The 23027-nt window shown below is 68.7% G+C and carries 18 protein-coding genes, 1 other RNA gene and 1 pseudogene; 7 read left to right on the plus strand and 13 right to left on the minus strand.

Features of this window, described 5'->3' with window-relative positions:
- Positions 1–32: 32 nt before the first annotated feature.
- Positions 33–674, plus strand: coding sequence for a glutathione S-transferase family protein (locus ACK59X_RS32245; protein WP_409963168.1), 642 nt, complete (start codon positions 33–35; stop codon positions 672–674).
- A gap of 29 nt (positions 675–703) precedes the next feature.
- Here ACK59X_RS32245 and ACK59X_RS32250 read toward each other — a convergent pair whose 3' ends face one another.
- Together ACK59X_RS32250 and ACK59X_RS32255 are read right to left on the minus strand one after the other, a co-directional pair.
- A complete protein-coding gene (locus ACK59X_RS32250) occupies positions 704–1465 on the minus strand; it encodes an enoyl-CoA hydratase/isomerase family protein (RefSeq protein WP_409963170.1) in 762 nt (253 codons plus the stop codon).
- A gap of 42 nt (positions 1466–1507) precedes the next feature.
- Positions 1508–3100 carry an AMP-binding protein gene (locus ACK59X_RS32255; RefSeq protein WP_409963172.1) on the minus strand — a complete coding sequence of 531 codons (1593 nt, stop codon included), beginning with the start codon at positions 3098–3100 and terminating at the stop codon, positions 1508–1510.
- A 154-nt stretch (positions 3101–3254) separates the two neighbouring features.
- Between ACK59X_RS32255 and ACK59X_RS32260 the strand changes: the two genes are divergently transcribed.
- Positions 3255–4667, plus strand: a complete 1413-nt coding sequence (locus tag ACK59X_RS32260; RefSeq protein ID WP_409963174.1) for a sigma-54 interaction domain-containing protein — start codon at positions 3255–3257, stop codon at positions 4665–4667.
- Positions 4668–4676: 9 nt separating this feature from the next.
- On the opposite strand, the gene rnhA is transcribed toward ACK59X_RS32260, so the two are convergent.
- Positions 4677–5126: a ribonuclease HI gene (gene rnhA / locus ACK59X_RS32265; protein ID WP_409963176.1), complete on the minus strand. Its 450-nt coding sequence runs from the start codon at positions 5124–5126 to the stop codon at positions 4677–4679.
- A 42-nt stretch (positions 5127–5168) separates the two neighbouring features.
- Positions 5169–5996, minus strand: a complete 828-nt coding sequence (locus ACK59X_RS32270) for a class I SAM-dependent methyltransferase (protein WP_409963178.1) — start codon at positions 5994–5996, stop codon at positions 5169–5171.
- On the opposite strand from ACK59X_RS32270, the gene gloB reads away from it, so the two are divergent.
- Both gloB and ACK59X_RS32280 read left to right on the plus strand, forming a co-directional pair.
- Complete coding sequence (gloB, locus tag ACK59X_RS32275; protein WP_409963180.1) at positions 5995–6774, plus strand: hydroxyacylglutathione hydrolase; 780 nt, start codon at positions 5995–5997, stop codon at positions 6772–6774. The two genes, ACK59X_RS32270 and gloB, sit on opposite strands and share 2 nt — an antisense overlap.
- Positions 6771–8345: pseudogene (locus tag ACK59X_RS32280) on the plus strand (transglycosylase SLT domain-containing protein). Before gloB ends, ACK59X_RS32280 begins: the two are co-directional and overlap by 4 nt.
- Before the next feature lie 153 nt (positions 8346–8498).
- Here the strand turns inward: ACK59X_RS32280 and ACK59X_RS32285 are convergent.
- From ACK59X_RS32285 to dnaX, 6 genes are all read right to left on the minus strand, one after another.
- The gene (locus ACK59X_RS32285; protein ID WP_145698004.1) at positions 8499–8651 is read right to left on the minus strand and encodes a DUF3096 domain-containing protein; all 153 of its coding nucleotides are present in this window, start codon (positions 8649–8651) and stop codon (positions 8499–8501) included.
- 125 nt (positions 8652–8776) lie between these two features.
- The gene (locus ACK59X_RS32290; RefSeq protein WP_409963182.1) at positions 8777–9829 is read right to left on the minus strand and encodes an ABC transporter substrate-binding protein; all 1053 of its coding nucleotides are present in this window, start codon (positions 9827–9829) and stop codon (positions 8777–8779) included.
- Between the two features lie 185 nt (positions 9830–10014).
- On the minus strand, positions 10015–10437 hold the full coding sequence (locus ACK59X_RS32295) for an MAPEG family protein (RefSeq protein WP_409963184.1): 423 nt from the start codon (positions 10435–10437) through the stop codon (positions 10015–10017).
- A 108-nt stretch (positions 10438–10545) separates the two neighbouring features.
- Entirely contained in the window at positions 10546–11142 is a 597-nt protein-coding gene (gene recR, locus ACK59X_RS32300; RefSeq protein ID WP_409963186.1) for a recombination mediator RecR, read from the minus strand.
- 360 nt (positions 11143–11502) lie between these two features.
- A complete protein-coding gene (locus tag ACK59X_RS32305) occupies positions 11503–11835 on the minus strand; it encodes a YbaB/EbfC family nucleoid-associated protein (RefSeq protein WP_409963188.1) in 333 nt (110 codons plus the stop codon).
- A 67-nt stretch (positions 11836–11902) separates the two neighbouring features.
- Positions 11903–13888 carry a DNA polymerase III subunit gamma/tau gene (gene dnaX, locus ACK59X_RS32310; protein WP_409963190.1) on the minus strand — a complete coding sequence of 662 codons (1986 nt, stop codon included), beginning with the start codon at positions 13886–13888 and terminating at the stop codon, positions 11903–11905.
- Positions 13889–14123: 235 nt separating this feature from the next.
- Between dnaX and ACK59X_RS32315 the strand changes: the two genes are divergently transcribed.
- The 3 genes from ACK59X_RS32315 to ACK59X_RS32325 all read left to right on the plus strand — a co-directional run bounded on the left by ACK59X_RS32315 (position 14124) and on the right by ACK59X_RS32325 (position 16831).
- On the plus strand, positions 14124–15662 hold the full coding sequence (locus tag ACK59X_RS32315) for a methyl-accepting chemotaxis protein (RefSeq protein ID WP_409963192.1): 1539 nt from the start codon (positions 14124–14126) through the stop codon (positions 15660–15662).
- A gap of 102 nt (positions 15663–15764) precedes the next feature.
- Positions 15765–15861, plus strand: an RNA gene (ffs, locus tag ACK59X_RS32320) — signal recognition particle sRNA small type.
- Positions 15862–16078: 217 nt separating this feature from the next.
- Positions 16079–16831, plus strand: a complete 753-nt coding sequence (locus ACK59X_RS32325; protein WP_409963194.1) for a hypothetical protein — start codon at positions 16079–16081, stop codon at positions 16829–16831.
- A 196-nt stretch (positions 16832–17027) separates the two neighbouring features.
- Here the strand turns inward: ACK59X_RS32325 and ACK59X_RS32330 are convergent, their stop codons facing one another.
- The 3 genes from ACK59X_RS32330 to ACK59X_RS32340 form a co-directional block, all read right to left on the minus strand.
- Positions 17028–18392 carry a TIGR03862 family flavoprotein gene (locus tag ACK59X_RS32330; protein ID WP_409963196.1) on the minus strand — a complete coding sequence of 455 codons (1365 nt, stop codon included), beginning with the start codon at positions 18390–18392 and terminating at the stop codon, positions 17028–17030.
- Between the two features lie 37 nt (positions 18393–18429).
- Complete coding sequence (locus tag ACK59X_RS32335; RefSeq protein ID WP_409963198.1) at positions 18430–21903, minus strand: UvrD-helicase domain-containing protein; 3474 nt, start codon at positions 21901–21903, stop codon at positions 18430–18432.
- A partial coding sequence (locus tag ACK59X_RS32340) for a RecB family exonuclease (protein ID WP_409963200.1) occupies positions 21900–23027 on the minus strand: 1128 nt, incomplete at its 5' end. The genes ACK59X_RS32335 and ACK59X_RS32340, both read right to left, overlap by 4 nt.

A 23027-nucleotide genomic window follows, 5' to 3' on the forward strand; every position in this document is an offset into this window, starting at 1 on the left:
TCTTTGACCCTTCAACCACACCGACAACACCCATGCTCAAAATCCACCACCTCGGCCACTCCCAATCCGAGCGCATCGTCTGGCTCTGCGAAGAGTTGGGCCTGCCCTACGACCTGGTGCACTACGCGCGCGATGCCGTCACGCGCCTCTCGCCGCCCGAACTCAAGGCCCTGCACCCGCTGGGCGCCGCGCCGCTCATCGAAGACGGCGACCTGCTGCTGGCCGAGTCGGCCGCCATCGTTGAATACATCATCGTCAAGCACGGCGGTGGCCGCCTCAAGCTGGGGCCGGAGCATGCCGACTATGCGCAGTACCTGTACTGGTTCCATTTCTCCAACGGCAACCTGATGCCCGTGATGGGCCGCATGATGGTGGTCAACCGCGCCCAGTTGCCGGCGGACCACCCGGTGCAGCAGAACGCGCAACTGCGGCTGGACCGGGTGCTGGCACTGTTGGAGGCCCGACTGGGCGATGTGCCCTACCTGGCGGGCCAGGAGTTCACGGCCGCCGATGTGATGAGCGTGTTCTCGCTCACCACGATGCGGCTGTTCCAGCCTCTGGACCTGGCGCCGTACCCGAACATCCGCGCCTACCTGCAGCGCATCGGCGCGCGGCCGGCGTACCGGCGTGCAATGGCCAAGGGGGATCCGGATCTGGTGCCGATGCTGGACTGACAACGCAGTTCAACCGGGCTGGCGCAGCATCACAGCCGCCCCTTTGCAAACACCGCGATCCGCTGCGCCGTATCCGGGTCCGCAAAGCACGCATTCGCCGCCTTGCTCTCCGCCGCGAGCGCCTCTTCGATGCGTGGCCCCAGGCCCGAAGTCAGCACGCGCTTGAGGCGGGCGGTGGCCCCGGCCGAACGGGTGGCCACCTCGGCGGCCAGGGCCAGGGCGGTGGGCAGCATCTGGTCGGCGGGCACCACGCGGTTGACCAGGCCCAGGGCCTTGAGGTCGGCGGCGCTCTGGCGCTCGCCCAGCACGATGAGTTCCATGGTGCGCTGGTGGCCCAGGATCTGGGGCAGCAGGTGGGTGACGCCGCCGGTGACGAAGTGGCCCAGCGCCATTTCGGGGAAGAAGCAGACCAGGGTGTCTGCAGCCACCACCATGTCGCAGTTGAGCACCCATTCGAAGCCGCCGCCCACGGCATAGCCGTGCACGGCGCCGATGACGAGCTTGGGGCCGAACATGATGTCGCGCGTGATCTGCTGGATGCGCTCGCAGTGCTCGGCGATGGCGGCGGGGCTTTCGGACTGTTCGCCGAACTCCTTGAGGTCGTCGCCCGCGCAGAAGGCACGGCCCGCTCCGGTGAAGACGATGGCCCGCGTGGCGGGCTCGTTCTGTGCGGCCTGCAGGGCCGCATGCAGGTCCACCAGCAGGGTGCCGCTGATGGCGTTGAGGCGCTCGGGGCGCTGCAGGGTGACGATGCTGACAGCGCTTTCGATGGTGTGGGTGGCAAAGGTCATGGAAGGTGTCTCGCTTTCTTCGCTCGTTGGATGGATGAATGATCAGTGGGTGGAACGCGGCGTCTCAGCCTCGCGGTCCCACGTGCCCGGCGCAATGCCTTCGGCCTGCAGGCGAAATTTCTCGACCTTGTCGGTGGGGGTCTTGGGCAGCGCGGGCAGCAGGCGCAGGTAGCGCGGCACCATGAAGCGGGCCATGCGTTCGCTGCAGTGCTGCGCGAGGGCTTCGGAGTTGAGGTTGGCACCAGGGCGCAGTACCACGCAGGCCATGACCTCTTCCTCGGTCATGTCGCTGGGCACGCCGAAGACGGCGCTTTCGAGCACGTCGGGGTGGGTCTCGATGCCCATCTCGACCTCGGCGGCCGAGATGTTCTCGCCGCGGCGGCGCACCATGTCCTTGGTGCGGCCGACGAAGTACATGTAACCATCGGCATCCTGGCGCAGCAGGTCGCCGGTGTGGAACCACAGGTCCTTGAAGGCGGCAAGCGTGGCTTCGGGCATGCCGTAGTAGCCCTGCATGAGCAGGCCGGGCTGCTCGGGGCGCAGGAGCAGTTCGCCCGGTTGGCCCACGGGCACTTCAAAGCCCTGCGGGTCTGCCAGCCTTGCACGGAAAGCAGGGTCCACCTTGCCGCACGAGCCCATGCGGCGCGGCTCGTGCAGGGGCGTGTACATCACGCCTCCGGCCTCGGTGGAGCCATACAGCTCCACCAGGCGGCAGCCAAAGCGCTCCTCGAACTGCGGGGCGAAGGATGGCAGGGGAACGCCCCAGCCCAGGCGAGCACGGTGGTCGCGGTCGCGCGGGGTGGGTGGCTGCTTCCACAGCATGGTGACCGTGGCGCCCATGAAGTCGAACACGGTGGCCTGCAGGGCGCGCACCTCGTCCCAGTAGCGCGAGACGCTGAAGCGCTCGCCGATGGCGGCCACGCCGCGCAGCAGCAACGCGGGCACGATGGTCATCACCGTGGCGTCGAGGTGGAACATCGGGTAGGGGCAGTACAGCACGTCGTCGGGCCGCAGTTCCAGCCCCGCGATGAACAGCTGCGCCTGGGACAGCACGAAGCGGTGCGCGATCATGGCGGCCTTGGAGCGGCCAGTGGTGCCCGAGGTGTAGAGCAGCAGGCACAGGGCATCGGGCGCGACCTCGGGGCGCGGCAGGGCCTGCGCGGTGGGCGCCATGCTGCACAGCACGCTATAGGGCTGGCAACCGCCGGGCAGTGCGGAGCCCCCGCTCACCACGAAAGCCTGGGTGGCCGTGGCCAACTCGGGCTGCACCTCGGCCCACTGGGCATGCAGGGTGGCATGCACCACGGCCAGCCGGCTTTCCACCAGGTTGACGGCGGCAGCCAGCGCCGCGCCGCGGAACGAGGTGTTGACGGGAGCAGCCACCGCGCCCAGCTTGGCCAGGGCAAACCACAGCACGGCCATCTCGATGCAGTTGGGCAGCACCAGGCTGACGTGGTGGCCCGCGCGCACGCCCTGGGCGTGCAGGCCCGCGGCCAGGCGGTCGCTGGCCTCGTCGATCTGGCGGTAGGACCACTCGCCCGCAGCCATGCGGATGAAGGGCTGGTGCGGCACCTCGGCGGCGGCGCGGCGCAGTTCGGCGCCGAGGGAAGGGGCAAAGGAAGGGGCGTGGGCCATGGCGGATGCAGGATAGGAATTGCCATGCCAAAGGGCAAGGACCATGCCATCGGCGCTGTGCGCCCCTCTCCCATGCGGACACGCCAACACCGCGCCACACAGCGAATTGATTTGCTACAAACGTTCAATAATTGAACGTTGTATATTGCAACACATGCCTACCAGGAAGCCTCCCACCGCCTTACCCGCCCCCGTCGACAGCCCAGGCGACTTGCTGGAGCGCCAGGGCCAGCTCATCGAGGAACTGCAGACCCTGGTGAACCATGTGCCCTATGGGCTGATGGTGCTGGAGCCCGGCGGCGTGGTGCGCCACCTCAATGCCGAGGCGGCGCGCCAGCTGCGGCTGCCGCGGCACCTGGCGCAGGGGCGCACGCTGGGGTCGCTGCTGGACTTCGACACCATGGTGGAGCAAGTCTTCTTGACGGGCGAGGGCTATACCGACCGCGAGCGCATCATTGCCACCCCGCGCTTTCAGCTGCATGTGCTGGACACGGCAGTGCCCGTGAAGGCGGCAGACGGGCGCGTGCTCTCGGTGGTGAACCCCTTCCGCGAGATCAGCGGCGTGCACCGGCTGGCCGGCCGGCTGGCGGGCAGCCAGGCGCGGCACACCTTAGACACCATGATCGGCCAGAGCCCCGCGCTGCGGGCCACCATTGCCGCGGCACGCAAGGCGGCGGCGGGCCAGGCCAATGTGCTGCTGTGCGGCGAGAGCGGCACGGGCAAGGAGGTGCTGGCCCAGGCCATCCACAACGCCAGCCCGCGGCGCGACGGCCCCTTCATCGCTGTGAACTGCGCGGCGCTGCCGCGCGATTTGATCGAGAGCGAGCTGTTCGGCCATGCGCCGGGCGCCTTCACGGGCGCGCACCGCGAAGGACGGCCGGGCAAGTTCGAGGCAGCGAGCGGCGGCACGATCTTTCTGGACGAGGTGTCGGAGCTGCCGCTGGATGTGCAGGCCAAGCTCCTGCGCGTGCTGCAGGAGCGCGAGGTGGTGCGCCTGGGCAGCACGCGCGCCGTGCGCGTGGATGCGCGGGTCATCACCGCCAGCAACCGCGACCTGCATGCCATGGTGGCGCGCAAGGAGTTCCGCGAAGACCTGTACTACCGCTGCCACGTGATCGCGCTGACCCTGCCGCCGCTGCGCGAGCGCCCGGCCGACGTGGCCCTGCTGGCCACGCATTTCCTTGCCCGCTATGCGGCGGCGCTGGGCAAGCCCGTGCACGCGCTGCCCGCCGCCGTACTGGCCGCGCTGCTGCAGCACCCCTGGCCTGGCAATGTGCGCGAGCTGGAGAACGCGATGGAGCGGCTGGTGAACCTGAGCGAAGGGGGCACGCTGGATGCGAGCATGCTGGGCCTGGTGCCTGCGGTGTCTGGCATGCCGGCCGCCATGGAGTCAGCCCCTACCGGGGTGCGCAGCCTGCGCGAGGCAGAGCGCGAAGCCATCGTGCAGGCCCTCAAGTCGCACCGCTTCAACGTGACGCGTGCGGCGCAGGCCCTGGGCATTGCCAAGCCCACGCTGTATGCCAAGCTCAGGCTGCACGGGATTGGGCTGGAAAGGCCGCTGGCCTGAAGCTCGAACTCAGATCCGGCCGAGTGCCTTGTCCACACCCTTGTTGGCCAACTGATCGGCCTTCTCGTTGCCCGGGTCGCCCGAGTGGCCCTTGACCCAGCGCCAGTCAATGCGGTGGCCGCCGTTGGCCACCAGGGCGTCCAGGCGCTGCCACAGCTCCACGTTCTTCACCGGGGCCTTGGTGGCGGTGCGCCAGCCGCGCGCCTTCCAGCCGTGGATCCACTCGGTGATGCCCTTGCGCACGTACTCGCTGTCCAGGTACAGGGTGACGGCGCAGGGGCGCTTCAGGGCCGCCAGTGCCTCGATCACGGCCAGCAACTCCATGCGGTTGTTGGTGGTGCCCAGCTCGCCGCCGAACATTTCCTTCTCGGCCGTGCCGGCGCGCAGCAGCACGCCCCAGCCGCCCGGGCCCGGGTTGCCTTTGCAGGCACCGTCGGTGTAAATCACTACTTCGTTCAAGATCGCTTCCTGTTTTTCACTACCCAGGAGTCTAGGGCCTGTTCACCGGCGATGGGCCGTGCCTGGCGGGGACGGCGTACGGTGGGCAACGGGCACGGTAGCCGCAGTGCGCTGCTTGGCGGTGCGCCATGCCGGGCCCAGCAGGCGCATGCCGTGCACGCGCTTGACGGCCACGACGAAATAGCTCGCGCCGAAAATGGGCCACCAGCGCTCGCCCAGCGGGTCGATCCAGCCCAGGCGCTCGATCCACTGGCTGCTGCGCACGGCGGGGCAGTAGCAGCCGAACCGGGCCGATTCGACCTCGAAGCTGAGCAGCCGCAGCCAGTCGCGCAGGCGGCGGTAGCCGATGAATTCGCCCACGTCGGGCAGGTAGAGGCTGCCGCGGCCGAAACGCTGGTACAGCCTTGCCCGGCGCTGGCGCAGGCCCCACAGGCTCAGGGGGTTGAGGCCGCTGATGACCACGCGCCCCTCGGGCACCAGCACACGTTCCACCTCGCGCAGCGCGGTGTGGGGGTCTATGCTCAGCTCCAGCGTATGGGGCAGCACCACCAGGTCCAGGCTGGCTTCGGCAAACGGCAGGGCCACGGGTTCGGCCAGCAGGGCGATGGCCTGGCGCGGCGTTCCGTCCTCGCGCAGGCCGGCATCCGGTGGCATGGCGTCGCCGCTCGCGGCCTCCTGCCCCAGCACCAGCCACTGGTTGGGCATGCGGTTGGTGCGCAGGCCGTCCAGCAGGGGCATGCCCAGCTGCACGGCGTGGTAGCCGAACATGTCAGCCACGGCCTCGTCGAGCCGTGCCTGCTCCCAGGCCAGCAGGTAACGGCCGGGCGGGGAATCGAACCAATGGTGCAAACCTATAATTTGATCGCTCATGAACCTGCTACCGCTGCCCGCCTTTGCCGACAACTACATCTGGATGCTGCACGACGCACGCCAGGCCATTTTGGTCGACCCGGGAGATCCCGCACCGGTTCAGAAGGCATTGAACGACCTGGGACTGCGATTGCAGGCCATTCTAGTCACGCACCACCACAACGACCATGTGGGCGGGGTGGACGTGCTGCGCGAGGCCACGGGCGCCACGGTGTACGGCCCTGCGCGCGAAAAGATCCCCGAGCCCCTGGTGCGCCTGTCGGCCGGCGATGGCGTGGACGTGGCCGGCCTGCACTGCACGGTGCTGGACGTGCCCGGCCACACGGCGGGGCACATCGCCTTTTACTGCGCCGACCTGGGGGACGGCACGCCAGTGCTGTTCTGCGGCGATACGCTGTTCTCGGGGGGCTGCGGGCGGCTGTTCGAGGGCACGCCCGCGCAGATGCTCGACTCGCTGGACCAGCTGGCTGCCCTGCCCGGCAACACGCGGGTGTGTTGTGCGCACGAATACACACTCTCGAACCTGAAATTCGCGCGCGCCGTGGAACCTGGCAACCAGGATCTGGTCCACTACCTCGGCTGGTGTGAGGAACAGCGGGCACGCAACGTACCCACGCTGCCATCGACCGTTGCGCAGGAGCGCGCGGTGAACCCCTTCCTGCGCGTGCGCGAGTCCGAGGTGCGCGCAGCGGCACAGCGGTTCGACCAGCAGGCAGATCAACACGACGCAGTGGCCGTACTGGCGGCCCTGCGCCAATGGAAGAACGAGTTTCGATGAAAATTGTGCACATCGCGTGCCTGGCCGGCATGCTCTGGCTGACTGGCTGCGCCACCACCGGAACCGACACCACCGTGGCGGGCAGCGCGTCCGACGGCCCCGCGACCCCCACCAACAACAAGTCTCCGGCACGCCCCGCGCACACGCCGCTCATCCCCAATGGGCCGCTGCAGCCCATCATGGCGGTGAACGCCTTCAACAACGGCGGGGTGGCCTCGCTGTCGGCACCGGCCGACCTGTGGGACCGCATCCGCCGCGGCTTTGCCATGCCCGACCTGCAGCACGAGCTGGTGCAGGACCGCGAGCAGTGGTATGCCACGCGGCCTGACTACATCCAGCGCATGACGGAGCGCTCGAGCAAGTACCTGTTCCACATCGTCGAGGAGCTCGAGCGCCGCGGCATGCCGACCGAGCTGGCGCTGCTGCCCTACATCGAGAGCGCGTTCAACCCGCAGGCCGTGTCGAGCGCCAAGGCGGCGGGCATGTGGCAGTTCATGCCAGCCACCGGCAGTTAATTCGACCTCAAGCAGAACGCCTTCCGCGATGACCGGCGCGACGTGCTGGCATCGACCCGCGCGGCGCTCGACTACCTGCAAAAGCTCTACGGCATGTTCGGCGACTGGCACCTGGCCCTGGCCGCCTACAACTGGGGCGAAGGCAGCGTGGGCCGCGCCATCGCAAAGAACCAGAAGGCCGGCCTGGGCACCAGCTACACCGACCTGAACATGCCGGCCGAAACCCGGCTGTACGTGCCCAAGCTGCAGGCGGTGAAGAACATCGTGGCCAACCCCGATGCCTTCAAGACCGAGCTGCCGCTGATCGAGAACCACCCCTACTTCCAGACGGTGGACATCACCCACGACATCGACGTGGCGCTGGTGGCCAGCCTCTCGGGCATCCGCGAAGAGGATTTCCGCGCACTGAACCCCTCGTACAAGCGCCCGGTGATCCTGGCGGCCGGCACGCCGCAGATTCTGCTGCCCTGGGACAACGCCAAGGTCTTCCAGCGCAACATGGAAGCGCGCCGCGAGGGCCAGTACGCGAGCTGGACCGTGTGGTCCGTGCCCACCACCATGACCGTGGCCGACGCGGCCCAGCGCACGGGCATGAGCGAAAGCGATCTGCGCGCGATGAACAACATTCCGCCGCGCATGCTGATCAAGGCCGGCTCGGCGCTGATGGTGCCGCGCTCGGTGACCACGCGCGAGGATGTGTCGTCGCACCTGGCCGACAACGGCCAGTTGGCCTTCGCACCCGAGATCGTCACCCGCCGCACCACGGTGCGCGCCCGCAAGGGCGAAACCGTGGCCAGCGTGGCCAGGCGCTACAACCTGAGCGCCAGCAGCGTGGCCGACTGGAACGACGTGAAGTCCAGCGCCGCCTTCAAGCTGGGCCAGCAGATCGTGGTCTACCTGCCGGTGCGCGCCGCCACTGCGGCTGCCAACCAGGTGCGCTCCAGCAATGTACGCAACGTGGTGCAGGCCCGCGGCAACAAGCAAAGCGGCGCCAAGGCACCGCCATCGGCCCCCGCCAAGCGCGGCGGTACGCCCTCGAAAATCAAGAAGCGTTAAGTCCCAGGGGTGTGCCACACAACAAGAAGGCAGACCCCGCCCTCAAGAGTTGCTGAAAAAGCTTCCTGGCCAGGCGCTCCGTCGCAGACAGTACTGCAAGTACGGCAAGACGGAGCAACGACGCCAGGGAGGTTTTCTCAGCGACTCACCCCCTCAAAGCTTGAGGGAGTGCATGCCCATGAGTCCCAGCACGCCCATGACGATGAGGTAGATCGCCACGATGGTGCTGAGCAGGCGGGGCATGACGAGGATGAGGATGCCCGCGATCAGGGAGACGAGCGGGCCGATGCTGAGGGTGAACGACATGATGAGACAGTCCTTGCAGGTAGGCTGGGTGGTTGGTATCCGGAGGTTACGCATCCGGAGCGCCCGCCAATGTAAGCCATCTTCCCGTCCCGAAAGCGCAATCGGCGCGTGGTGAACAGGCAGTCTCAGACGTTGTACTTCTGCCGCGCCTTGCGCACCCACTCGTTGCTGAAGGTGCGCGCCAGGTCCACCTTGGCGTCGGCCACCTCGGCTCCGGTGCGGCCCAGCACGCGCAGCGCGGTCGCGGGGCCGTCGTCCGGCATCAGCCCGTTGGGCGAGAAGGTCTCGCGCACGCGGCTGAACGCGGCCAAGTACAGGCCCCGGTCGCCCAGCAGGTAGCCGGGGGGAACCACCTTGATCAGGTCGGCCGGCGCTGCCGTCTGCAGCCATTTGAGCGCATGCACGATGCCGTTGGTCAGTGCCTGCACCTGGGCGGCCTGCTTCTGGATGAATGCCTGGGGAGCATACAGGCAGCCGGCCGGCATGTTGCCGCCGAACAGCTCGTGCGCGCCCTTCAGGGTGCGCATGTCGCCGACGATGTGCACGTCCATCTTCTGCTCCAGCAGCGTCATGATGGGATCGGCATGGCACAGGGCATGCACCTGGCCTGTGCGCAACGCCGCCACGGCGGGCGCGCCCGAGCCCACGCCGATGAAGTTCACGTCGCGCTCACGCACACCGGCACGCGCCAGCAGGTGGATGGCCATGAGGTGCGTGGACGAGCCCAGGGCCGAGACGCCGATGCGCCGTCCCGCCAGGTCGCCTATGTCGTCATAGCGCGGCAGCGCCTTGCGCGACACCCCCATGGCGATCTGCGGTGCACGGCCATGCAGCGCCATCGCGCGCAGATGGGTGCCGCGCACCTGCTGGCGGATGGTGTATTCATAGGCTCCAGAGCCCACATCGGCGGTGCCGTTGAGTACCGCCTGCAGCGCCATGGCGCCGCCGGCAAAGTCGGACACCACGACCTGCAGCCCTTCGCTTTCGAAATACCCCAGCAGGTCGGCCAGCGCCAGCGGCAGGTGGTAGAGCACGCTCTGCCCGCCCACGGCCACGGTGACGCGCCCCAGGCCTGGAGCAGCCGCCTGCTGCGACAGCACGGCAGGCGCAAACACCGCAGCCGCCGAGAAGGCGGATACGGCGCCAAATGCGCGTCGGCTGAGCATGGGACTGGACATGGGAAAAGAAAGGCGGAAAGGCCCATTGTTGCACTGCAACAATCGTGCCTCAGCATGGCCTCGCAGGCATCAGGGACTACCCCTGGGGACTACTACGTAGGTGACAGTGAATCAAGGCCCGCAAAGGGCCCCAATGCCAGCCGGCAGAGCCCCGGCCATGGCCGCAAAAAACGCAGAGCTTGCTATCAGCGGTATCCCAGGAACAGGATACCGATGTTGACGAGGAAGGCACCCGTCCACAGCGCGCTGCGCACGGTGGGCATGTCCGCCACATACATCATGATGTAGAAAATGCGCAAAAACACCCACAGCAAGGCCGCCAGGTCGAGCAGCGTCTGGCCGGCGCCGAGCTGGTGCGCGATGATGACGGCGCCGATGAAGAACGGCAGCGCTTCGAAGCTGTTGGTCTGCGCCGCATTGGCACGCGCATGCCAGCCGGTCTGCTGGGCCATCCAGCCGCGCGGATCATGGTTGTCAAAGCCGCCGTTGCCGCGCGACTTGCCCTTGCCGGCACTCTTGGCCAGGTAGGAGCACACCATGGGCAGCAGCGCAGCCACGAGCACACACCAGTAGGCCGCCGTGAAACGCGCCACGTGCATGGAATTCATTGGGATTGCACTTTCTTCTTGGGATGGCTTGCCGCTCTTTGCCGGCAAGCTATTGAATTGATAGTAATGGGGCGGGATTCTAAGCGGCGCAAAAGACAATAGCCGCTGTCACCGCCGGTCCACCAGTGCGTGCGCGATGGTGCCCAGGTCCACATACTCGAGCTCGCTGCCCACTGGCACGCCGCGCGCCAGCCGCGTGACATGCAGGCCCCGGGCCTTGAGCGCCTCGCTGATCACATGCGCCGTCGCCTCGCCCTCGGCGTTGAAGTTGGTCGCCAGGATCACCTCCTGCACCGTTACATCGCTGGCCCGGTCAATGAGCTTGTGCAGCCCGATTTCCTTGGGGCCGATGCCATCGAGCGGACTGAGCCGCCCCATGAGCACGAAGTACAGCCCCTTGAAGGCCCCGGTGCGCTCCAGCGCCGACTGGTCGGCCGGCGTCTCCACCACGCACAGCCGCGTGGCATCGCGCTCCGGGTCCAGGCAGGTGCTGCACACCGGCGCCTCGGTGAAGGTATGGCAGCGGCTGCAATGGTGCACCGACTCCACCGCCTCATGCAGCGCCCGCGACAAGGTCTCGGCGCCCTCCCGGTCATGCTGCAGCAGATGGAAGGCCATGCGCGAGGCGGACTTCACCCCCACCCCCGGCAGCCGCTTGAGCGCCTGGATCAAAACATCAAGGGAGTTGGTAGAAGAAGAAGCCATAGGCCCAGTGTAAGCAGCAAGTGCCCGTAAAAAAACCGAAGTCTGCCAGGCGCCAGTGAGCAAAGCGAACGATGCGCCGCCCCTGCCCTCACACCCCGCCCTCAAGGGCGTAGCGAGCGGGATAAGCTGCTAGGCGTACGGAGCGCAGGAACCGGAACGTACTTGAAGTACGTGTGGATTCCGTGCACCGCCCAACGACGCAGATTGCCCGCTCGGTAGCCAGCCCACCACAGCCCTCAAGGGCGTGGCGAGCGGTCTTCGGGCTAGGCGGACGGAGCACAGCAACCGGAACGTACTTCCTGTACGTGAGGATTGCGAGCACCGCCCAACGACGCATGAAGGCCGCTCGGTAGCCAGCCCTCAAAAAGGCAGTTTCATGCCGGGGGGGAGGCCTGGCATCCCTGCTGTCAGCTTGCCCATCTTCTCCGCCGAAGTCTCTTCCGCCTTGCGCACGGCCGCATTGAACGCCGCCGCCACCAGGTCTTCGAGCATGTCCTTGTCCTCGGCCAGCAGGCTGGGGTCGATGGTGATGCGCTTGACGTCGTGCTTGCAGGTCATGAGCACCTTCACGAGGCCGGCGCCGGATTCGCCTTCCACCTCGATGAAGGCCAGTTCGTCCTGGGCCTTCTTCAGGTTGTCCTGCATGGCCTGGGCCTGCTTCATCAGGCCGGCGAGTTGTCCTTTGTTGAACATGGTGGTGGTCCTTGGGTTGGAGGTTGTTGACTGTCTATCTATCGGTATCGGTATCGCTGAAAACGGCTCACGCAGGCTTGATGCTGCCGGGCACGATTTTCGCGCCATGGTCGCGCAGCAGGGACTGTACGTAGGGGTCGTTCATGACGATCTCTTCGGCCACGCGCTGGCGCTCGGCAGCGGCAGCGGCATTGCGGCGGGCAGGGCTGTCGATCACCACGCCCACTTCCACGGTGATCTGCGTGGCGTGGCCCGCTGCCTCCAGCGCGCTGCGCAGGCGCTCGCGCGCCGTGGGCTGATTGAGCGACTCGCGTTCCACGCGCAGCAGCCAGTGGGCGCCATCGCGCGCCACCAGCTGCGACTGCAGCGCCAGTTCGCGCACCAGCGCGGTGATGGCCTCGGCGGCCACCAGGGACTGCACGGTGGTGTACCAGACCTCGCCCTCTTCGGTCGGTGTGTAGCGGGCCGAGGCCGGCGTGGTCGAAGAAGGCGATGCTGCCGTGGGCTGCAGGCGCGCACCGGGCTCGGCGGACATGCTGCGCACAGGGATGGACACCACATCGGCCGCCGCCGGGCGCTCGACCACTGCCGTGGCGGACGCGCCGGATGAGGATGGCGATGGCCGGGCGGACTCGCGCCCAGCGCCCTCGTCACCAGGCCCGCCGTGCTGCCGGTCGAAATCGTCGAGCGTACGCACCGGCAGCGCCGTGGCCTGCGGAGCCGCGGCGGCCACCGCAGGAGGAGGGGTGGGCGCCGGAACGGCTGCGGCTGGCGGCACCGCAACCGGCGGTGCGGCCACAGGGGCGGTTGGCGCCTGCACCACTGCAACTGCTGGCGCTGGCGCCGCCGGCAACGGCGCAGCAGCAGCAACCGGGGCTGCGGCAGGGGTCGAAGCCGCGGGTTCAGGCCGCGTCAGAGTTTTTTTTTCCGCCGGGCCGTCGCCGGCCGGGGGTTTGAAGGCCAGCAGGCGCAGCAGCACCATGGTCAGGGCCGCATACTCGTCGGGTGCCAGGCCCAGCTCACCGCGGCCATGCAGGCACATGCTGTACAGCAGTTGTGTCTCGTCGGCCGGCATCGCGGCCGACAGGCGCGCGGTTTCGGCGGCCTCGGGGTCGTCAGCATCGATGGCGCCCACCATCTGTGGCACGGCCTGGAACACGGCCATGCGCTGCAGCACGGCGCTCATTTCCTCCAGGGTGGAGGCGGCAGACAGGCCGTTCATGCGCAGCGCATCGGCGGTTTCCACCACGGTTTTGCCATCGCCCAGGGCCAGGGCCTCGATGAGGCGGAACACGTAGGAGCGGTCCACCGCGCCCAGCATCTGGCGCACGCCGGCCTCCTGCAGCTGGCCGCTGCCGAAGGCAATCGCCTGGTCGGGGCGCGACAGCGCGTCGCGCATGGAACCGCGCGCGGCGCGCGACAGCAGGCGCAGCGCCTGGGGTTCTGCGGGCACGTTCTCGGCCGCGAGCACCTGGGTCAGGTGGCCGAGCACCGTCTCGGGCGCCATGGGGCGCAGGTTGAACTGCAGGCAGCGGCTCAGCACCGTGACCGGCACCTTCTGCGGGTCGGTCGTGGCGAGCACGAACTTCAGGTACTCGGGCGGCTCTTCGAGCGTCTTGAGCATGGCGTTGAAGGCCGTGTTCGTGAGCATGTGCACTTCGTCGATCATGAAGACCTTGAAGCGCCCCTGCACCGGCTTGTACACGGCCTGCTCGAGCAGGCTCTGCACCTCGTCCACGCCGCGGTTGGAGGCGGCGTCGAGTTCGGTGTAGTCGACGAAACGGCCGCTGTCGATGTCGGTGCAGGCCTGGCACACGCCGCAGGGCGTGGCGGTGATGCCGCCCGTGCCGTCCGGCCCCTGGCAGTTGAGCGACTTGGCCAGGATGCGCGAGACAGTCGTCTTGCCCACCCCCCGCGTACCCGTGAACAGGTAGGCATGGTGCAGCCGCTGCTGGGTGAGCGCGTTGGTGAGCGCCTGCACCACGTGCTCCTGCCCCACCATTTCCGTGAAATTGCGGGGGCGGTACTTGCGGGCGAGCACGAGATAGGACATGGCTTGATTCTAAGGGGGTCCGCGGATGCCCCTGCACAACCCTGGCCCGCCATCGGAACCTGCTCCCACCGCCCAAAACCCGCTGCTGGCAACCGGGAAAACACTGCGGGCCGATCCTATGTACATCCTGCAACACACTGCCTAGCATGGGCCAAGGCTTGCTGCCTGGGTGTGGCGGTGGCCGATGCACAACGGAAGGTGGCTGTATATGGTGGATACCTCCCAGAGGCGGCCCATGGGCGTCGCCAGGCGCATGGGCCTTCTGATTGCCTGCGCACTCGCCGGAATCGCGGTCATCACCGCCATCGTGCTCGGCTCTGAGCGCAGCCTCATCATGGAGGAGCGCAAGAGCAGCGTGCGCCAGAACGTCGAGTCGGCACACAGCCTCATCGTCCACTACCACGCGCAGGCCAAGGCCGGCAAGATGCCCGAGGCCCAGGCCCAGCAGATGGCCAAGGACAGCCTGCGCGCCATGCGCTACAGCGGCAACGAGTATTTCTGGATCAACGACATGCAGCCGGTGATGGTGATGCACCCGATCCGCCCCGAGCTCGATGGCAAGGACCTTTCGGACAACAAGGACCCGACGGGCATGCGCCTGTTCGTGGAATTCGTCAACGTGGTCAAGGCCCGCGAGGCGGGCTTCGTGCTCTACCTGTGGCCCAAGCCGGGCAGCACCGATCCGGTGCTCAAGGCATCCTACGTCAAGGGCTTTGCGCCCTGGGGCTGGGTGGTGGGCTCGGGCGTGTATGTGGACACGGTGAACTCGGCCGTCAACGAGCGCATCATCAAGTTCGGAATGGGCGCGGTGGTACTGGCCGCGCTGCTCCTGGGCGTGGGCATGCTGATATCGCGCGGCATCCTGCGCCAGCTGGGGGGAGAGCCCTGGTACGCCGCCCGCATCACCGGGCAGATGGCGCAGGGCGATCTGTCCATGGACATTGCTCTGCATCCCGGCGACCAGTCCAGCCTGCTGCACGGCATGCAGGGCATGCGCACCAGCATCGCCAACATCGTGAGCGAGGTGCGCTCGGGCACACAGTCCATCGCCACCGCCTCGACCGAGATCGCAGCGGGCAACAACGACCTGTCGGCGCGCACCGAGCAGCAGGCCAGCGCCTTGCAGCAGACCGCCGCCTCGATGGAAGAGCTCACCAGCACCGTGCGCCAGAATGCCGACAACGCGCGCCATGCCAGCCAGCTGGCCAACACCGCGTCCCAGGTGGCGGTGCGCGGCGGCAGCGTGGTCGACCAGGTGGTGAGCACCATGGGCGAGGTCAACAACTCTTCCAAGCGCATCGTGGACATCATCGGCGTGATCGATGGCATTGCCTTCCAGACCAACATCCTGGCGCTCAATGCCGCGGTGGAGGCAGCCCGCGCCGGAGAGCAGGGCCGCGGCTTTGCGGTGGTGGCCAGCGAAGTGCGCGCCCTGGCCCAGCGCAGCGCCGCAGCCGCCAAGGAGATCAAGGTGCTGATCGATGCCTCGGTCAACAAGGTGGGCGAAAGCACGCGCCTGGTGGACGAAGCGGGCAGCACCCTGACCGAGGTGGTGAAGAGCGTGCAGCAGGTCACGCAGATCATCAGCGAGATCGCCGCCGCCAGCCAGGAGCAGTCCTCGGGCATCGACCAGGTGAATGTGGCCATCTCCAACATGGACCAGGTCACCCAGCAGAACGCCGCCCTGGTCGAAGAAGCGGCCTCGGCCGCCGAATCGCTCAACCTGCAGGCCGCCAAGCTGGAGCGGCTGGTCAGCGTGTTCAGGCTGGGGTGAGCCCTGCCGCCAGGTCTGATCCATGGAAAAAAACCCATGGCCGCGAGGACAAACAGGCCATCGAAGCCGGCCCGCGGCTTCGCACCCGCTACAATAGCCGCTGACGGGCCTCCCCGCATGGTAAAGCGGCCAACCGGGTCAGGTGGGGAACCAAGCAGCCCTAACTGTGGAGTCAGTGCCGGGGGTAAGGCTCGTCAACTTCTTCTTTGCTGCCGCGCGTGCGCGCAGCTCCCGGGCGCGAGGCGCCACGTGCGCGCACTTCGCGACCAACCGCTGGCAACGGCCCCTTCCAGAAAACGTGCTTTTTCAACCGTGTCGGTGCTGTCCGACACAGTTTTGCGTCGCTGGCCCTTTCCGCCAGCATCCGACAGGCGCACACTTTGTGACATCGCTTATCCCTCCTTTCGGGTGCTGCCATGTCCACCGCCACGACCGCGCAAGTGTCCCATGCCCGCCGCAGCACAACGGTGCATTTCCATGGCCCTGCCGCAGCAGCAGGCATGCCTGCCCGCCCCTGGTTCCGGCCCGTGTGCGCCGCGGGCATGCTCCTGTTCGGCACCGGGCTGGCGGCCGCAGCCGATGCGCAAAATTTCGGGGACGCAGCGATGTCCAGCCTGCAGGAAGAGACCGCCACCAGGCTGCCCGCGGCCTATGAGGTCAACAGCGCGGTGCTGCCAGACTTCGGCGACTACCCTGCACGCAACAACCCTTCCCTGTCGGGCGGCTTGGGCGGCAGCGCCCCCAACACCCAGCACCTGGACATCACGCGCTGGCTCTCGCCACAGGCGCGCGCCGGCTTCGGCCTGTCCCTGGGCCTGAGCGCACCTGCGCCAGGCGCAGCGCCGCTGGCCGCGGAAGCCGGCGCACCCGCCAGCCTGGACATGGGTGTGCGCTGGAGGTCCCGGCTGGAAAGCGGGCGCCAGTTTGACATCTCGGCCTGGGCCCGCACGCCGCAGGGCACGCAGACGCCCCCGGACGCTCTGGGCCTGATCCGGCAGTCGCAGCAACCCTTGTACGGCACGCGCCTGGAAATGCAATGGGCAAGCTCGAAAACCGGCGGGCTGACACCTGAGTTCGGTGCCGTCGGCGTGCAGTTGCAAAGCGGCTCGCGCCTGGTGCTGCGCGCCCGCAAGGGCGGCCCCATGCTGTACTACCGGGCCAAGTTCTAGTGTCCTGAGTTGGAAGTCCGTTGAAGAAAGAAATCTGCCGAAATCGCTGTCAGGCTAGGCGCAAAGCACAGCCATGCCGGGTGGCATGGCGCGCATTTGTAACAACGCATGGCGGCGATTGTCGGGAGATTGATTCAACGAATTTCCAACTCGGGACACTAGGCCTGTCAACACTGATTTCGGGGTCGCGAAGGCCCTAGCGGGCCTGGGCCAGCCAGCGCAGTGCGCCCTCGCCCGCCACCTTGCCGCTGGCCATGCTGGCGGTGAGCAGGTAGCCGCCGGTCGGCGCTTCCCAGTCCAGCATCTCGCCAGCGCAGAACACGCCTGGCGCGGCCGTGGCCATGAGGTGGGCGTCCAGCGCCTCGAAGCTGACGCCGCCGGCCGTGCTGATGGCTTCGTCCAGCGGCCGCGCGGCCACCACCGTCACGGGCAGGGCCTTGATGGCGTGGGCCAGGGCCACCGGGTCGGCCATGCCGTCCTTGCCCAGGTGCTCGTAAAGGATGCCGGCCTTGATGCCATCGAGCCCCAGGCGGCTTTTGAGGTGGCTGGACAGCGAGCGCGAGCCGCGCGGGTGGCGCACTTCCACCAGCACGCGTTCGGGCGTGTGGTCGGGCAGCAGGTCGAGGTGGAAGGTGGCGTGGCCATGGGCCTCGATCTCGTCGCGCAGCAGCTGCGAGACCGCATAGACCAGGCTGCCTTCCACGCCCGTGGCCGAGGCCACGAACTCCCCCCGGCGAGGAAAGCTGCGCCCTTCGCTGTCGGTGAAAGCGATGGCCACCGTCTTGAACGGCTGGCCGCCAAAGCGCTCGGTGAAATGCGGCGTCCAGCCCACGGTGGGCGCCGGCGTGCGGCCTATCAGTTCGCGCAGGAAGTCGCGCCGCGTCTCGCCGGCAGGCGCATCGGTGCGCACCACGTCGAAGCCGCTGTTGGCCGGGCGCAGCGGCGCCACGGCCACGCCGCGCGCCTCCAGCAGCGGCACCCAGGCACCATCGGAACCCAGGCGCGCCCAGCTGCCGCCGCCCAGCGCCAGCACGGTGGCGCGCGCGCTCACGGCGACTTCGCCAGCGGGTGTGGCGAAACGCAGCGCACCGCCCTGCCCGGCATCGGCCCAGCCCAGCCAGCGATGCCGCATGTGGAACTGAACGCCCTGGCTGCGCAGGCGCTGCAGCCAGGCGCGCAGCAGCGGCGCGGCCTTCATGTCGGCCGGGAACACGCGGCCGGAGGTGCCCACGAAGGTCTCCACACCCAGGCTCTTGGCCCATTCGCGGATGGCAGGCCCGCCAAAAGCGGTGATCAACGGCTCCACCTGCTGCTCGCGGCCGGCAAAGCGGGTGGCAAAGACCTCGTGCGGCTCGGAATGGGTGAGGTTGAGCCCACCCTTGCCGGCCAGGAGGAACTTGCGCCCCACCGAGGGCATGGCGTCGAACAGGTGCACGGCCACACCGGCCTGCGCGAGCGCCTCGGCCGCCATCAGGCCGGCCGGGCCGCCGCCCACGATGGCGACGTCGCAGGCCAGGCCCGGGGCGGCCGCGTCCTGGGCTGTGGAGGTGCTTGGATTCATGGTGGTGGGCTTTCGGAAATCGGAACAACGGCAGGGGTCAGAACAGCGAACCCTGGGGCGAATCATCCACCGCAGGCGGCGCCCGGCGCGGCCTGGCGGGCACGGGCGGCGGAGGTGCGGCGGGGGCGAGAGTATGCCCCACGCCAGCCGCCCCACCCGCCACACCGGAATCCGCAGGCACCACGACCATGCGCCCGTCCCCGGTCAGGAAGGCCGCGTGCACCGGCTCGCCGGGCATCAGCGCACGCGCCGCCTCGCGGTAGCGCTGCAACTGCGCCACCAGGCCGGGCTGGCGCTCGGGCTGGGCGGCGCTCTTGTAGTCGAGCACCCACCAGCCGCCCACGGGGCCGCGGCGGTGCACCAGCCGGTCCAGGCGCAGGCTCTGGCCCTGGTGGTTGAGCGGCGCCTCGTTCATGGCGCTGTCCACCTCGGCCGGATCCCAGGCCCAGGCGCCCTCGCCCGCCAGGATGCGCTGCGCCAGCTGCGCCGCGCGTGCGGCCGCGGCGGGTGTGATCTCGTGGTCCTGCGCCAGGCGCGCCAGGCGCGCGGGCGGCCAGCCCTGGTGGCGCAGTTGGGCCAGCGCCATGCCGGCCACCCCGGCCTGCTCCAGCAACTGGTGCATGGCCTCGCCCAGGCGGGATTCGGGGGTCGATTCCCGCGGTCCGGTCCGGCCGCCCTCGCCCAGGCCCCCGAACCCTTCGACCAGGCCCGCGCCCGATTCGCCCTTGCGGCCCTGGCCCAGCTCGGGGGGCAGCACGGGCAAGCCGGCCACAGCGAAGACGTCCTGCACCTCCCCGGCCACGGCCGCTTCGGCCCCAGCCCCCGCCTCCCGGGACACATCCACCTCCTCGACCAGCATGGCCAGCCGGTTCCACCAGCTGCCGGGGGAAGAGCTTGCGGGCTGCACCGACGACAGAGCCAGGCAGTGCTTGGCCCGCGTCATGGCCACATAGAGCATGTTGAGTTCCTCGCGCTGGCGTGCCTGCTGCTCCAAGGCCAGGGCATCGACCGCGCTGGGCGGCGGGCTCGATTCGCTGGCCAGGAACACGAAACCCGTGGGCACGGCCTGCTCGCCCGGCCAGTCCACCAGGACGCCCATGGTCTCGGCCTTCTGCGGCCGGGTGTCGGTGTCGAGCAGCAGCACGCACTCGGCCTCCAGCCCCTTGGCACCATGCACCGTGAGCAGGCGGATGGCCTGCGCATCCACGCGGCCGGGCGCACGCACCCCGCCCTTCTTCATGGCGCGCACAAAGGCATAGGGCGTGAGGTAGCGCCCGCCATCGTGCTGCAGCGCGGCCGCCAGCAGGGCGCGCAGGTTGGCCTGCACCACTGCGCGCTGGGTGGCTGGTGCCGCCGCCGCAAAGCGGGCCAGCACATCGCCGTGGGCATAGATGGCATGCAGCGCATCGTGCGGGGGCAGCGTGTCCACCCAATCCTTGTACTGCGCGAGCACCGGGCCGGCAGGGCCCGCTGGCGTGGCGTGCACCAGTTCCGGGCGCTGCAGCAGCTCGTACCAGCTGCATCCCGCATGTTCGGGCTGGCGGCGCAGCAGGGCCAGGGCCACGAGCGCATCGTCCCCCAGGCCGAACAGCGGCGACTTGAGTGCACGCGCCAGCGACAGGTCATGCCCGGTGGAGACCAGGGCGTCGAGCAGGGCCACCATGTCCTGCACCTCGGGCGCATCGAACAGCTCGGCCTTCTCGGGCTGCACACAGGGCAGGTGCAGGGCGCGCAGCGCGTCCTGCATGGAGGCCAGGCGGTCGCGCTTGCGCGCCAGCACCAGCACCTCCTTGGGCGCCACGCCACCGGCGATCTGCGCGGCCACCCAGCGCGCGGCCTGCTCGCATTCGCGCATGCGCTGGGTTTCCTCGGCCTCGTGGCGCGGTTCGGTCAGGCTGTCGCGCCAGGCCAGCAGGCCGCTGCGGCCTGAAGATCCCTCTTCGTCCAGGGGGCCGATGGCGGGCAGGCGCAGCAACTCACCCGGGTCGGTGGATTCGGTCGTGTGGTCGCGAAAGCCGCTGGTCTCGCCCTGCGCCTGCGCCGTGCCCAGGGCATCGTTCACCGCGGCGATCACGCCCCGGGCGTTGCGGCGCGTGTGGTCGCAGCTGAGCAGGTCACCGCCCAGGCCATTGCGCACGAAAGCCTGCGCCGCAATGAAGACCTGCGGCTCGGCCCGGCGAAAGCGGTAGATGCTCTGCTTGGGGTCGCCCACGATGAACACGCTGGGCGCCGCGGCCCCACCGCCCGAGCCTGCGTAGCCCGACAGCCAGGCGTGCAGGGCCTGCCACTGCAGCGGGTTGGTGTCCTGGAACTCGTCGACCAGCAGGTGGCGCACGCGCGCGTCGAGCCGCTCCTGCACCCAGCCGCTGAGCACCGGGTCGGCCAGCATCACCAGGGCCGTGCGCTCCACGTCGTTCATGTCCACCCAGCCGTGCCGGTTCTTGACGGCGGCGAACTCCGCGATCAGGCAGCGTGCCAGCCGCGCCATTCGCTGCTGGTGCTGCCAGGCATCGTGCTGGCGGCGCGCCAGCAGCAGGCGCTGCAGCTCGGGCTCGGCCTCCTGCGCGGCGGCGAACTTTTCGAGGTTCTTCGACAGCCGGTCTTCCTTGGCGACGAACATCGCCTTGCGCAGCAGGTCCAGGCGCAGGTCCAGGTCGTCGCAGGCAAAGGCATCGACGATGGCATCGGCCGCCTTCTGCGGCGAGTTGTCGGACTCGGCGCCCAGGGCCTGGGCGCGGTCGAGCCAGCGGCGGCGCACCAGGTCGCCCCGCAATGCATCGGCAGGGCTGGCAAGGCCCGCCAGCTCCGGGCAGTGCTCGGAAAACGGCGGCACCGAGGCATCGACCACCCCGGCCTCGTCGGCCAGGTCGAACTCCACGCGCTTGGACAGGGCCGCCGCGAGCGCCTTGTGCGTCTGCGAACGGCCATGGCGGAACACGGCGGCTTCGTAGTCGGCGCGCAGGCCGGCGTTGCTGTCCACCGCTTGCAGAAAGGGCTGCCAGACCTCGCGCACGGCCTCGGCATCGTCTTCGAGCAGATCGAAGTTGGCCGGCAGCCCCTGGGCCTGCAGCAGTGCCAGCGGCGCCGTTCCCAGCAAGGCGGCAAACCAGCTGTGGAAGGTGCGGATCTGCACCGGCCGGCCGCTCTCCAGCATCTGGCGGTACAGGCCGCGCAGGGCCTCGCGCTGCTCCAGAGCCCGCTCGGGGTGGATGCCACGCGCCACCAGCTCGCCAGCAAGCTGGTCCAGCGGCGCCTGGGCAAATTGCTCCAGCCATTCCTGCAGGCGCTGGCGCATTTCGCCCGCGGCCTTCTTGGTGAAGGTGATGGCCAGGATCTCGTGCGGCGCGGCCCCGTCGAGCAGGGCGCGCAGCATGCGCGAGACCAGCATCCAGGTCTTGCCCGCGCCCGCGCAGGCCTCGACCGCCACGCTGCGCTGCGGGTCGCAGGCGATGGCATAGAAAGCCTCGCGCGAGACGGCCTGGCCGTTGTGTTCGTATGCAGCCTTCGTCATGCCCAGAAGTCCTTGCGGCACAGGCCGCGCGCTGCACAGTACTCGCAGACCATGCCCTCGCCCAGCGCGGGCATGGGATCGCCCGCGGCAATGCGCTCGAAGTCGTGCTGGATGCCCTCCACGAGCAGATCGCGCAGGTGCACCACGTCTTCCTGCTCGTGCATCTGTGTCTCGCCGCGTTCGCCCACGTTGACGTAGGCGGCCCGCAGCGTGTCATGGCTCAGCAGGGCGGCGTAGAAGGCCAGCTGCGTGTCTTCGGAGCCAGCGCCTATGCGCTGGCGCGTGACCGCATCGCTCTCGGTCTTGTAGTCGATCACCAGGGGCGTCACCTCGCCCGTACCCGACACTCCGTCGATGCGGTCGATGGTGCCCACCAGTTCCAGCGTGCCCAGCGGCTGGGTGGTTCGGAGTTCGGCCTGCCGGAAGGCCGCCCCCGCCTGTTCGTGCTGCGCCAGCCAGCGCAGATAGCCATCGCGCACCTGAGGCCAGCCCGCGGCGAAGGGCAGGAAGTCGCCGCCCTGCAATCCCTGGCGGGCGGTGACGGCCTGGGCCGATGCGTCGAGCCGGCGCACGCGCGCAGGACCGGCATCGAGCGGTGCCTGCAGCAGGCCCTCGTGGAAATGCTGCAGCACCTCGTGCAGCCAGTTGCCGAAGTCGCGCTTGTCCACCTCGCCACCCAGCTCCTCCGCCTCCTGCAGCCCCAGTTGGCGCAGCGCAAAAAAGCGATAGGGGCAATGGCGCAGGTCCGAGTACGCGGTGGACGAAAGCCTGTGCACCGGCAAGGCCTGGCCGCTGGGCAGCGGACGGGCCGTGGGTGCGCTGGGCACGCTGCGCGCAAGGCGCAGGTCCTCGCCCGCATGCGCAGCCCCATCGAGCTGCAGGGCCAGCACCAGGGCGCTGGCCAGCAGCGGCTCGCCGCCCTCGTCGCCGGTGCGCCACAGCACATCGACCACCGGGGTCTGCAGCGCGCTGCGCCAGGCCAGGCGCTGCGCGGCCTCCAGCGATTCGCGCGTGGGCAGGCCCCAGGCCTCGCGCTGCGCCTCGTCTTCGGCATCGCTGGCGGCATGCAGGGCGATCTGCCCCTGCACTCCGGCATCCTCCCCGGGGGCATACAGCGGCAGCAC

It is taken from the genome of Acidovorax sp., assembly GCF_046339755.1.
Classification (GTDB): Bacteria; Pseudomonadota; Gammaproteobacteria; order Burkholderiales; family Burkholderiaceae_C; genus Acidovorax.

Bases quoted from the DNA above. Each gene is read 5' to 3' on its own strand.
- ACK59X_RS32255 (WP_409963172.1), bottom strand. From the start codon at position 3,100: ATGGCCCACGCCCCTTCCTTTGCCCCTTCCCTCGGCGCCGAACTGCGC.
- gloB (WP_409963180.1), top strand. From the start codon at position 5,995: ATGAACCTGCTACCGCTGCCCGCCTTTGCCGACAACTACATCTGGATG.
- ACK59X_RS32290 (WP_409963182.1), bottom strand. From the start codon at position 9,829: ATGTCCAGTCCCATGCTCAGCCGACGCGCATTTGGCGCCGTATCCGCC.
- ACK59X_RS32335 (WP_409963198.1), bottom strand. From the start codon at position 21,903: ATGACGAAGGCTGCATACGAACACAACGGCCAGGCCGTCTCGCGCGAG.
- dnaX (WP_409963190.1), bottom strand. From the start codon at position 13,888: ATGTCCTATCTCGTGCTCGCCCGCAAGTACCGCCCCCGCAATTTCACG.
- ACK59X_RS32250 (WP_409963170.1), bottom strand. From the start codon at position 1,465: ATGACCTTTGCCACCCACACCATCGAAAGCGCTGTCAGCATCGTCACC.
- ACK59X_RS32325 (WP_409963194.1), top strand. From the start codon at position 16,079: ATGTCCACCGCCACGACCGCGCAAGTGTCCCATGCCCGCCGCAGCACA.
- ACK59X_RS32330 (WP_409963196.1), bottom strand. From the start codon at position 18,392: ATGAATCCAAGCACCTCCACAGCCCAGGACGCGGCCGCCCCGGGCCTG.
- ACK59X_RS32270 (WP_409963178.1), bottom strand. From the start codon at position 5,996: ATGAGCGATCAAATTATAGGTTTGCACCATTGGTTCGATTCCCCGCCC.
- recR (WP_409963186.1), bottom strand. From the start codon at position 11,142: ATGGCTTCTTCTTCTACCAACTCCCTTGATGTTTTGATCCAGGCGCTC.
- ACK59X_RS32260 (WP_409963174.1), top strand. From the start codon at position 3,255: ATGCCTACCAGGAAGCCTCCCACCGCCTTACCCGCCCCCGTCGACAGC.
- ACK59X_RS32315 (WP_409963192.1), top strand. From the start codon at position 14,124: ATGGGCGTCGCCAGGCGCATGGGCCTTCTGATTGCCTGCGCACTCGCC.
- ACK59X_RS32245 (WP_409963168.1), top strand. From the start codon at position 33: ATGCTCAAAATCCACCACCTCGGCCACTCCCAATCCGAGCGCATCGTC.
- ACK59X_RS32295 (WP_409963184.1), bottom strand. From the start codon at position 10,437: ATGAATTCCATGCACGTGGCGCGTTTCACGGCGGCCTACTGGTGTGTG.
- ACK59X_RS32305 (WP_409963188.1), bottom strand. From the start codon at position 11,835: ATGTTCAACAAAGGACAACTCGCCGGCCTGATGAAGCAGGCCCAGGCC.
- ACK59X_RS32285 (WP_145698004.1), bottom strand. From the start codon at position 8,651: ATGTCGTTCACCCTCAGCATCGGCCCGCTCGTCTCCCTGATCGCGGGC.